Genomic DNA, 10,776 nt, shown 5'->3' on the forward strand with positions numbered 1-10,776 from the left:
CTCCAGCTGATCAATCTCGGTATCCCCCACGTCCAAGACTAACTTGCCGACCTCGGCAATTTGCTTAACCCGCCAGAGCCATTTACCGAGGCTGCCGGTGCGGGATCCGTCAGAATCTGCCTCGAAGACCGTATCGGTCTCTGTGTCTCCACCAACATCCGGATCATAGAAGTGGGCACCGACCGATGCTGTCAGCTCATGCTCAGAGATACGAAGGTCAGCCCAAACGCGATTGCCGTCGCCAGCATCATCGACCCAACTGATCTCGACGACTGCGCCGAACACCAACTTTGGCAGGCGACCCAGGACGAGCAGCACGACGGCTGCATTCCGGATGAACACGGGGTCGGCATCATAGAGCCGAGCTCGGACAGGAGCGGAAAGCTCCTGCAGACGTTCGACTTCCTCCGCGCTCAGCCGAAGCATCGGTCCTGGGATAGGGCAATCGTCGTGGACCACGTCGAAACCTCCATGCCCATGATGACGGCGCCATTTTCCGGCGCCAGAGGCACCATATCCGCGTCAACCTTGCCGGGCCATCCCCCCCCTCAGCAGCCGGTTTGCCCGCAGCACCACTTCGGCCGGGTCCGGGTCGCCGTCTGCGGCCCACAGCACATAGCGAAGCCCCAGGAACACGTTCATGCCTGCAATCGCCCAGGCCTCCACCTCGCCCACCCCGGCGCTGAGCTCGCCCGCCTCAACGCCTGCCCGCAGCCGCTCGGCAATCCGCCCCACCGTTCGCAGATAATGGGCCTGGTGGGCATCCGCTGCCACGAACTCGGCTTCGTCGATAATGCGATAGAGGAGCCGGTTCGCTGCCACCACTTCAAGAAAGGCCGCCAGCGCCGCCTCCTCCCGCGCCAGCGCCCCCTCCACCCCGGCAAGCCGTGGCGCCACCGCGTCGCGCACCCGCTCGGACATGTCGGCAACCACGGCGCGGAAAATCGCCTCCTTTGAATCAAACCAGGTATAGAAGCTCCCCAGCGCCACGCCGGCTGCGCGGGTGATATCGGTGATCCCGGTGTCATGAAAACCGCGCGCGCCGAACTCGGCCGCCGCTGCATCAATGAGCGCCGCCCTTGTGCGCATCCCCCGTGCCGTGCGTGGCAAGCGCGCCACAGCCGGCGCCGAACCCACATCGCTGCCACTTGCCGCCTTTGCCATGCCCGCCTCCAAAGTTGAAATCTGATTCAGGTCTCAGTAACCTTCCGCAAAACAGTCAAGTCCCCGGGGAGACCGTCATGCCCAAATGCGCAGCCCACGCCCTGCTGCTTGCCTCCACCCTGCTCGCCGTTCCCTTCCCAGGCCTCGCCTCGGCCTCCGCCCAAGAGACCCAGGCGATCGCCGAGGGCGAAGCGTCCGACATCGTCGTCACTGCTCGCCGCCGCGAGGAAAGCCTCGTCGATGTCCCCATCTCCTTGACCGTCGTCTCGGGCCAGACCCTCGACAACCAGGGCGCGCCCGACATCACCTCGCTCCAGCGCCAGACCCCCAATCTCACGCTCGAGGTCGCCCGCGGCTCCAACTCCACCCTCATCGCCTTCATCCGCGGTGTCGGCCAGCAGGATCCGCTCTGGGGCTTCGAGCCCGGAGTCGGCCTCTATGTCGATGACGTCTATTTCGCCCGGCCCCAGGGCGCCGTCCTTGACATCCTCGATGTCAGCCGGGTGGAAGTGCTGCGCGGACCGCAGGGCACGCTCTATGGCCGCAACACCATCGGCGGCGCCATCAAATATGTGACGAATCGCCTTTCGCCCGAACTCGACCTCATGGCCCGCGGCAGCTTCGGCAGTTACGGCCAGGTCGATGCCGTGGTCCGCGCCTCCGTCCCCATCGGTGACACGCTCGCCGTCGGCGGCGCCGTCGGCTGGTACAACCGGAACGGCTACGGCGAGAACTTTACGACCGGCGCTGAACATTATGACAAGGACGTGCTGACGTTCCGCGCGTCGGCCGAATGGACTCCCGGCGAGCGATTCTTCCTGCGGCTTGCCGGCGACCGCATGGTCGACAACAGCAATCCCCGCCACGGCCACCGCGAGGTCGGCTTCGCCGGCCTCCCCGCCTTTGCGCCGCTTCCGTCCAAGTACGACACCCGCGCCGGAATCGGAGATGACAACAAGGTCACGACTTGGGGCGTCTCCGCCACCGCCGAATTCGCTGCCTCTGATGCCCTGACGCTGAAGTCCATCACTGCCTACCGCGGCGGCCGCACCGACACGCTCATCGATTTCGACAACACGCCCGGCCCCGTCCTTGACATTCCCGCCTTCTACGAGGACTGGCAGTTCACCCAGGAAGTCCAGGCTCTCTTGACCCTTGAGAAAATCCAGGGCGTCGCCGGCGTCTTCTACCTCGAGGGCAATGCCGCTGGCGCGTTCGACACTGTCCTTGGCAGCGCCAACCTCACTATTCTCACCTCCGGCGATGTCGACACCCGCTCGATCGCGCTCTTCAGCGACGTCTCGATCGACTTGACGGACCGCCTCAAGCTCTCCGGCGGCTTGCGCTGGACCAAGGACCGCAAGGAAGGCACAGTCTTCCGCCGAAACTTCACAGGGATCCGCTCGCCCGTCTTCGGCAACCCGGCCGCCATCCCAGGCCTCATCCGCACCAACTACACCAACGACCGCACTGACGATGAACTCACCCCCCGTATCAGCGCAACCTATGCCCTAACACCCCAAGTCAACCTCTATGCAAGCTGTGGCAAGGGCTTCAAGTCGGGCGGCTTTGACATGCGTGGTGACGCCGTCTTCACGCCCACCACCGTCAATGGCTACGAACCCGAGACCATCCGCACCGTCGAAGCCGGCCTCAAGGGCAGCTTCCTTGACAAGAGTCTGTTCCTGGCGCTTGCCGGCTACCGCTCCAGCTACAAGGACCAGCAGGTCACCATCCAGGTCCCCAATGCACTCGGCGGCATTGCAAGCTTCGTCGACAACGCTGGCCAGGCCGTCATCTGGGGGATCGAAGCCGAAGCCACCGCCCGCCTGCCGATGGGAGTCTCCGCCAATCTTGGCATCGGCTACACCCATGCCGACTATCGCGAGTTCCTGACCTACATCTTCGGCGGCACCACGCCGGTCGACGTCTCCGACCAGCGCTTCTTCCAGAACACGCCTGCCTGGACCATCAACGCGGCCATCAACTGGGAACGGCAGCTCGCCGGCGGCACCCTCCTCCTCGGCCCCGCCATCGCCTTCCGCGACGCCTATCAGCTCTTCGAAGTCAAGACCCCGCTCCTTGACGAGGATGGCTATGTCCTCGTCGACTTCAGCCTCAACTGGACCAGCGCCAACGACCGATTCCGCCTCGGCTTCCACGCCCGCAACTTGACTGACAGCCGCTACCGCGTCGGTGGCTATAACTTCCCCGGTGCTCTCTTCGGCAACTCGATTATCGGCTTCTACGGGCCACCGCGCACCTTCACTGGCACAGTCGAGTTCCGCTACTAGGGCTTAGCGCCGGGCCGTCGCTGCTGCGCTCAGGCACCCGGGAAGCAAGGGCGGGCGCGAGCCCGCACCCAGGCCCAACGCCCGGGCCCTGCGGCCCATCGGCGCCCGGGTCTTGGCGCTTGGGCAGCGCTTTCGGCCATTTTCTCCGGCATGCCGCTCGCCCTGCAGCAGGCGCCCCTTTGCCCTGCGCTCCGCAGAGACCCCAGCGCGCAGAGCAGGCGCTCAGGGCTGCAGCGCGCGGGCGCCAAGCTTTGCTGCTGGTCGCAGCGTGCGCTGGGCCCTTATCGCTGCCACATAGGCCTTCCGGTCAGCAGCTGAAAGCTGGGCATAGGCAGCAGCCATGCGCTGCCGCCGCTGGTTGAGCTCGGTCAGCAGCAGATCATCCTCCGCCCGCATCGCCTCGCCAAGCGCGCGCTGGTCGAGGGTATCGGCTTCAAGCAGCTGCAAGACGCGCTCCCGCGCTGCCCGCATCGCCTCCCGGGTTGCTTCGCTCCTTGTGCCGAGAATGGCAGCACTCATGATCCGCCGCCCCTCTGGCGACATGCCCGCAAAGGCATCCGCAACCGTCGTCCGCCCTGCCTGCGCCAGCGCCGGTCCCGCCAGCAGCAGAAGCGTCATTGCACCCAACCGCCAACCCATCATCATCTGTCCTTCCTCCTTGCCCAAACTCTTGCCCAACAGCGCGCGCAAGGCAACGGCGCGTTCCCCGCCGACCCCGGCGAGGGCCAGCCGGGCAGGGCGCCACCCCGGCCGCCTGTCCGGTCCCGGGCGCCGGCATCGGCGGCAAAGGCCCTGCGGTCGGCAACCGAAAGCTTCTGCAACCGCCTCGAGGAGCGCCGCCTGCCGCCGCACCTGCTGCTGGTCGACGAGCCTGCGCTCCTCCTCCATTGCCCGCCGTAATGCCGGCACATCGAGCCGGTCGGCGGCGATCAGCACGTTCACCCGGTCGCGCGCCGTCCTGAGCGCCGCCCACTTCTCGGGAGTCGAGGACCGGAGCGCGTCCGGGCCGGGCCCGCGATACTCGCAGCCATCGACCTGCCGCTCGCCCGGCTTTACGCGGGGACTGCGGGGTCGCCTGGGCAAGGGCCGGCGCGGCCACCATCGCGACCAGGGCAGAGGGAACAGAATGCGCATCAGAGCAGGATCTCCTCTTCGAGAGTGGGCCTAGAGAGGAGCGCGAAACGCGCCTCCGGCGCGCCCGCCACTGCGTCCGCGGGCAGGCCGTCGGGCGCGCCCGCCGGTCGTGGCAGCACCAGCACCACAGCCGCAACCGAGGCCGCCATCGCCGTCCCCCGTCACCAGCGGCCATCAGCGCCGCCCGCTGCCGCGCCATCGCGAGCGCGAGCTGCCGGTCGATATCGGCCGCCTTGGCAAGCGCCCCCGGTCCCAGCGCCGGGTTGGCAGGGTCCCCGGCGTCGACCAGTGGCGCCACGGCGGCAATCGAACCGCGCCACCTCCCGCCACAGCGTCGTCAGCGCTTCCTGCACCGTCTCCTCGGCCAGCGCGGCCTTGCCGAGCGCCCGGGTGGCGAGCGCGAGGCTGGGTGCTGCGAACACCCCGCACCAGCGCGTCCGGCTGCTGCAGCATCGCCACCTCCTGCCCGCCCTTTCCGCCGGCGCGCGCGGATTTCCCCCGCCCCGCCCGGTTGACTTCCAAGAAGCCAGCTCTCTACTCTCCCCAGTCTTCGTGGGGCCGACGTGACAGCTCGCGGGCAGGGGCGCGCGAATTCGCGGCGTGTCAACTAACAGGACCTATCGACGGCCATCGTCAAGACCGTCGCGGACGCTCTTCTGGTCCCGGCACTGCTCGCCATCAGCCCGCTGCTCGGCCTGATTGCGCGACATCGCGCCAGCCTTCCCCGGGTCCAGCGCTTGGCCGATCGGCTCAATTTTCAGGTCCGCAGCACGCACGATTACGAGCCAACCTACCGCGAAGAGGACCTGCCCAGCGAGACGCGCGGCGCACGGAACCTCCCCGGCATCCATCTCGATATCACCCGCCAGCTTGCCCTGCTGGAACAGTTGCGGTTCGGCGAGGAACTCCTGGAGATTCCCATGGAGCCGCCAGGGCCCGGGCAGTTCGGCTATCGCAACAAGACCTGCGAGGAAGGCGTGGCCGAAATGCTCTACAGCATGATCCGGCACCTGAAGCCGCGGCGCATCTACGAGATCGGCTCCGGCAACTCGACGCTGATCACCCGCATGGCGATCGCCGCCAACGCGGCGGAAGCGCCCTACAGCTGCGAACATCTGTGCATCGAACCCTATGAGGCGCCCTACCTCGAACAGACCGGCGCCACAGTCATCCGCAAGCGGGTGGAGCATCTTGACCTCGGCCTGTTCCGCCAGCTCCAGGCCGACGACATCCTGATCATCGACAGCTCGCACACGATCCGGCCGCGCGGCGACGTGCTGTTCGAAATCCTCGAGATCCTGCCGTCCCTCGCGCCCGGGGTCTATGTCAGCATCGACGACATCTTCACGCCCTACGACTATCCCGAGGCCTGGCTCAGGGCCCAGCGGCGGCTCTGGGCCGAGCAGTACCTGCTCGAAGCAATCCTCTCGCACAACGACCGCTTCGAGATCGTAATGGCCCTGCTGTGGCTGCGCGACCAGGCGCCGGATGCCGTGCACCGCGCCTTTCCCGTGCTTGCGCGCAACCCGCAGAAGTCACCCGGCGTGATGTGGATCCGGCGCCTATCCTGATCCCGCCCGCAAGCCGGCGCGCTCGGCGCGCCCGGCGCCGCCTCACGCCGGGCCAGCGTCCTCGGGCCGCACTTCCCAGCTCGGGCCCTTCCTGAGCAGGGCATCAAGGTCAGCGGTCTTGCCGGCGGCATGCTCCGCCCGCTGCCGCTCCAGCGCCTCGCCGAAATTGGGCCTGGGGTCGCAGAAGATGACGCCAAGCGCCACTGGAAACTCGGGAAACCGCATGGAGACCAGCATCTTGGCCACCGCCTTGTTGGTCTCGTCATGCACCACCACGCGCGAGAGATCGCTGTCGGAGGTGTCCACCACCTCCATCCGCAGCGTCTCGCGGTTGACGGCAAGCCCCTTGGTCCCGTTCGCAAACAGCATCGGCTTGCCATGCTCGAGCCAGATCTGGGTGTTGGCAGCCGTGCGCTTGTCGGTGAAGCCCTCGAACACGCCGTCGTTGTAGACCACGCAATTCTGGTAGATCTCAACAAAGCTCGTGCCCCGGTGGCGATAGGCCCGCTTCAGCACTTCCGGCATCTGTTTTTGTGCCGTGTCGATGACTCGGGCGATGAACCGGGCGCCAGCACCGAGCGCGAATTCGCAAGGGAACACTGGCCGCTCGATCGAACCCCAGGGGGAAGACGGGCTTGTCGTTCCCACCCGTGAAGTCGGCGAATATTGCCCCTTGGTGAGCCCGTAGATCTCGTTATTGAACAGGAGCACCTGGCAGTCGAGGTTGCGCCGGAGCAGGTGCAGCATGTGATTGCCGCCAATCGAGAGCCCGTCACCATCCCCAGTCACGATCCAGACGTCGAGGTCCGGATTGGCCAGCTTCACCCCCGTCGCAATCGCCGGCGCCCGGCCGTGGATGGTGTGGAACCCATAGGTCTCCATATAATAGGGAAAGCGCGACGAGCAGCCGATCCCGCTTATGAACACCGTCGTCTCCGGCCGCGCGCCAAGCTCGGGCATCGTCTTCTGCACCGCCTTCAGAATCGCATAGTCCCCACACCCCGGGCACCAGCGAACTTCCTGGTCCGAGGCCCAGTCCTCCGGCCGGCTCGCCGGCACCACTGGCACCATCTCGTTCATGGCACTTGTTCCTCAATCACTTTCAACAATCGGGCCGACCGACGAGATGCTCTCAGCGATCGATTCTAACGCTTCGGATATCTTCATCGAAGCGGCCTCTATTGCGCCCATAGATGTAGCCGCGTTCCCGTTTCCGAGATCCCTGACAGCTCTCGCTATTCCATCGCACGAATCAGCGAGCTGAAGAAGCGCCCAAGCAATAGCGAAAGCGCCGTCACCCTCTCCTGCTTTTTTGTACACCAGTTTCTGTACTTCATCTATACTAGTCACGCCAGCATCCCCTCAATCGCCGCCACGATCTCCGCGATCCGGAACGGCTGGCCAGACACCTTCGAAAGCGGCTTCGCATCCACAAGATACTGGTCGCGCAACAACGTCTTCAGCTGCCCGGTGTTCATCTCCGGCACCAGCACGCGGCGATAGCTCCGCAGCAACTCGCCAAGGTTCGCCGGCAACGGCCAGATGTGGCGCACATGCACATGGGAGACATCCATCCCCCTTGCCCGGCAGATGGCAACCGCCTGGCGAATAGGCCCAAAGGTCGAGCCCCAGCCCACCACCACCAGGTCGCCGCCGGCGGCGCCAAGCTCCACCTCCTGCGCCGGGATGTACCGGGCGATCCCGTCCACCTTGGCCTTGCGCGTATCCGTCATCCTCTGGTGGTTGGCCGGCGAATAGTCGATGTTCCCCGTCTCGTAGCTCTTCTCGATTCCGCCGATCCGGTGGGTGAGCCCAGGCGTGCCCGGCTTGATCCAGATGCGCCTGAGCGTCTCCGGGTCGCGCTGATAGGGGTTCACATGCCCTTCCGCCGGCACTTCGGTGTGGAAGGCAACCGGGATCGGCGGAAAGTCGGCCACGCTCGGCACTCGCCACGGCTCGGCGGCGTTGGCGATATAGCCGTCGGTCAGCAGCATCACCGGCGTCATGAACATGAGCGCCAGCCGGCACGCCTCGATCGCCACCTCAAAACAGTCGGTCGGGCTTCTTGCTGCGATTACGGGAAGCGGCGTGTCGCCGTTGCGCCCAAAGACTGCCTGGTAGAGGTCAGACTGCTCGGTCTTGGTCGGCAACCCGGTCGAGGGCCCGCCGCGCTGCGAATTGACGATGACAAGCGGCAGCTCGGTCATCACAGCAAGCCCGATTGCCTCGGTCTTCAACGCAATCCCCGGCCCGGAAGACGAAGTCACGCCAAGGCATCCAGCATAGGATGCCCCGATCGCCGCACAGATGGCCGCAATCTCGTCTTCCGCCTGGAAGGTCGTCACATCATATTCGCGCAGCCGGGCAAGGGCATGCAGAAGCGCCGAGGCCGGCGTGATGGGATAGCCGCCAAAGAAGAGCGGCAGGCCTGCAAGCTTTGCGCCCGCCACCAGCCCAAGCGACAGCGCCTCGGCCCCCGTCACCGTCCGGTAGAAGCCGGGTGCCACCTTCGCCGGGTCGAGCCGGAACTGCTTGAGCGGCCCCGAAAGCTCGGCCGTCTCGCCATAGGCATGGCCTGCGTTCAGGGCTGCCACATTGGCGTCGCGCAAGAGCCGGTTCGGCCCGAACTTCCGCTCCAGCCAGTCGAGCACCGGCTTTCTCGGCCGGCCAAACATCCAGAGCGCCAGCCCAAGCGTCCACATGTTCTTGCACCGGAGTGCGTCCTTGTTGCCAAGGCCGAACTCCTTCACCGCCTCGAGCGTCATCCGGCTGATGTCGAAGGCAAGCAGCTGGTAGGGCGCGAGGCTCCCGTCCTCGAGCGGGTTTGTCGGATAGCCGGCCTTCATGAGGTTGCGCTCGCTGAACGCACCCGCATCCGCGATGATGAGCCCGCCCTTCCTGAGATCCGGCAGGTTCACCTTCAAGGCCGCCGGGTTCATCGCAACGAGCACGTCAGGCATGTCGCCGGCGGTGTCGATCCGGCTCGACCCGAAGTGGATCTGGAAGGCGGAAACCCCAAACAACGTCCCCTGCGGTGCCCGGATCTCGGCCGGAAAGTCGGGGAAGGTCGCAAGGTCATTGCCGGCAAGCGCAGTTGCAATGGTGAACTGCCCGCCAGTCAGCTGCATCCCGTCACCGCTGTCGCCAGCAAAACGAACGACGACATGGTCAGGCATGTCCGCCTGGCTTGCCTTGGGGTCGAGAAAGAGAGGCGCGGCATCAAGAGCCGTTGCCATGGTCTGCTCCGCTTCGGTTCGTATTGGCACCGGAGTCTAGGCCCAGCAGACGGAAGGGAAAAGCGGATTTTGAGCGCTAAGCAAGCGCCAGCAGCGCCAGCGCATGCCGCCGCCCGAGTGCCGCGAGGTCCCCGCCATAGCCCCCGCCCAGCGTCGCCGCGACGGGCACGCCTGCCGCAGCACAGACCTTGCGCACCATCCGGCTCCGCTCGACCAGCCCCGCATCCGTGAGACACAGCCGCCCCAGCGCATCGGCACCATGCACATCGACGCCGGCCTGCACCAGCACGAGATCCGGCCGCGCCCGCGCGAAGGCCGCCCGCAAGCCGCCTGCGAGCGCCTCGAGATAGGCCTCGTCCCCGCACCCGTCCGGCAAGCCGATGTCAAGGTCGGAGGCGGCCTTCCTCGCCGGGAAGTTCCGCTCGGCATGGATGGAGAAGGTGAAGGCCCCCTCAACCCCGGCAAGGCACACGGCCGTCCCGTCGCCCTGGTGCACATCCACGTCCACCACCAGCACCCGCCTTGAAGCGCGCACCTCGGCGACTGCTGCCACCGCCAGATCATTGAACACGCAATAGCCGGCCCCCGCGTCCGGCATCGCATGGTGCGAACCTCCGGCAAGATTGGCAGCAAACCCCAGGTCCCGCGCCAGCCGCACGGCAGAAAGCGTGCCCCCAACGACAAGCCTTGCGCGCTTGGCAACCTCGGCCGTCACCGGAAAGCCGATCCGCCGCTCGACTGCCTTGTCGACCTGCGCTGAAAGCACTGCCTCCACGTAAGAGTCGCTGTGCACGGCGAGCAGCGCCTCGCGCGCCGCCGGCGCGGGCTCCACGAACCGGGCTTCCGGCAAGGCATCCGCAAGCGCCTCTTGCACCGCTTGATGCTTTCCGATCGGGAAGCGGTGCCCAGCCGGCAAGCCTGCCCCATAGCCGGGGTGGAAGACGAACATGGCCTCGCCATCTGCGCACGTGGCCGTGCTTGACAACCCCGCCGCCTGCGCGCCAAACGCCGCAGCCGGCGCATTCCTCGGTAGCTCAGCGGTAGAGCATCCGACTGTTAATCGGACGGCCGTAGGTTCGAATCCTACCCGAGGAGCCACCGCACCCCACCAGGGCCTCTCCCGCCCCGTACCCTCACGAAGCGGCCTCGTCCCGACCCGGCCCGCACCAAGCGGCCCCTCGCGCGCCCCGTCAATGCAGCTTCAGCTTAGGCCGCACCACCGCATTCACATGCCCAACCGCAATCAGCGCCACCCCCTTCAGCCAGCCGTGGATGGCAAGGAGATGCATGCGGTAAAGCGAAAGATACATGAGCCGCGCAAGGCGCCCCTCTACTGCCATTCGCCCGCCGACGAGATTGCCCATAAGGCTCCCCACG

At 66.2% G+C, this 10,776-nt stretch carries 8 protein-coding genes, 1 tRNA gene and 1 pseudogene; 3 read left to right on the plus strand and 7 right to left on the minus strand.

Features of this window, described 5'->3' with window-relative positions:
* The coding region (locus tag ACWIQA_RS07185) for a hypothetical protein (RefSeq protein WP_448582389.1) at positions 1–426 on the minus strand (426 nt) is incomplete at its 3' end.
* A gap of 96 nt (positions 427–522) precedes the next feature.
* Positions 523–1,164 (minus strand): TetR/AcrR family transcriptional regulator, encoded by a 642-nt coding sequence (locus tag ACWIQA_RS07190; protein WP_448582390.1) that lies wholly within the window; start codon positions 1,162–1,164, stop codon positions 523–525.
* Positions 1,165–1,241: 77 nt separating this feature from the next.
* On the opposite strand from ACWIQA_RS07190, the gene ACWIQA_RS07195 reads away from it, so the two are divergent.
* Positions 1,242–3,458: a TonB-dependent receptor gene (locus ACWIQA_RS07195; protein WP_448582391.1), complete on the plus strand. Its 2,217-nt coding sequence runs from the start codon at positions 1,242–1,244 to the stop codon at positions 3,456–3,458.
* A 222-nt stretch (positions 3,459–3,680) separates the two neighbouring features.
* On the opposite strand, the gene ACWIQA_RS07200 is transcribed toward ACWIQA_RS07195, so the two are convergent.
* A complete protein-coding gene (locus ACWIQA_RS07200) occupies positions 3,681–4,592 on the minus strand; it encodes a hypothetical protein (protein ID WP_448582392.1) in 912 nt (303 codons plus the stop codon).
* A gap of 737 nt (positions 4,593–5,329) precedes the next feature.
* Here ACWIQA_RS07200 and ACWIQA_RS07205 point away from each other — a divergent pair.
* Entirely contained in the window at positions 5,330–6,163 is an 834-nt protein-coding gene (locus tag ACWIQA_RS07205) for a class I SAM-dependent methyltransferase (protein WP_448582393.1), read from the plus strand.
* A gap of 42 nt (positions 6,164–6,205) precedes the next feature.
* Here ACWIQA_RS07205 and ACWIQA_RS07210 read toward each other — a convergent pair whose 3' ends face one another.
* The 3 genes from ACWIQA_RS07210 to ACWIQA_RS07220 all read right to left on the minus strand — a co-directional run bounded on the left by ACWIQA_RS07210 (position 6,206) and on the right by ACWIQA_RS07220 (position 10,348).
* Positions 6,206–7,243 (minus strand): 2-oxoacid:ferredoxin oxidoreductase subunit beta, encoded by a 1,038-nt coding sequence (locus ACWIQA_RS07210; protein ID WP_448582394.1) that lies wholly within the window; start codon positions 7,241–7,243, stop codon positions 6,206–6,208.
* 266 nt (positions 7,244–7,509) lie between these two features.
* Positions 7,510–9,399: a 2-oxoacid:acceptor oxidoreductase subunit alpha gene (locus ACWIQA_RS07215; protein WP_448582395.1), complete on the minus strand. Its 1,890-nt coding sequence runs from the start codon at positions 9,397–9,399 to the stop codon at positions 7,510–7,512.
* 76 nt (positions 9,400–9,475) lie between these two features.
* Positions 9,476–10,348, minus strand: a complete 873-nt coding sequence (locus tag ACWIQA_RS07220) for a histone deacetylase family protein (RefSeq protein ID WP_448582396.1) — start codon at positions 10,346–10,348, stop codon at positions 9,476–9,478.
* A gap of 74 nt (positions 10,349–10,422) precedes the next feature.
* Between ACWIQA_RS07220 and ACWIQA_RS07225 the strand changes: the two genes are divergently transcribed.
* Positions 10,423–10,497 (plus strand) — tRNA-Asn (locus tag ACWIQA_RS07225).
* 92 nt (positions 10,498–10,589) lie between these two features.
* Here the strand turns inward: ACWIQA_RS07225 and ACWIQA_RS07230 are convergent.
* Positions 10,590–10,776: pseudogene (locus tag ACWIQA_RS07230) on the minus strand (FAD-dependent oxidoreductase); the annotation flags it as partial.

The organism is Thermaurantiacus sp. (assembly GCF_053487655.1).

What these genes read in the sequence shown, in the direction of transcription:
- ACWIQA_RS07210 (WP_448582394.1), bottom strand. Translation starts at nt 7,243, where the DNA reads ATGAACGAGATGGTGCCAGTGGTGCCGGCGAGCCGGCCGGAGGACTGG.
- ACWIQA_RS07215 (WP_448582395.1), bottom strand. Translation starts at nt 9,399, where the DNA reads ATGGCAACGGCTCTTGATGCCGCGCCTCTCTTTCTCGACCCCAAGGCA.
- ACWIQA_RS07220 (WP_448582396.1), bottom strand. Translation starts at nt 10,348, where the DNA reads ATGTTCGTCTTCCACCCCGGCTATGGGGCAGGCTTGCCGGCTGGGCAC.
- ACWIQA_RS07200 (WP_448582392.1), bottom strand. Translation starts at nt 4,592, where the DNA reads ATGCGCATTCTGTTCCCTCTGCCCTGGTCGCGATGGTGGCCGCGCCGG.
- ACWIQA_RS07190 (WP_448582390.1), bottom strand. Translation starts at nt 1,164, where the DNA reads ATGGCAAAGGCGGCAAGTGGCAGCGATGTGGGTTCGGCGCCGGCTGTG.
- ACWIQA_RS07195 (WP_448582391.1), top strand. Translation starts at nt 1,242, where the DNA reads ATGCCCAAATGCGCAGCCCACGCCCTGCTGCTTGCCTCCACCCTGCTC.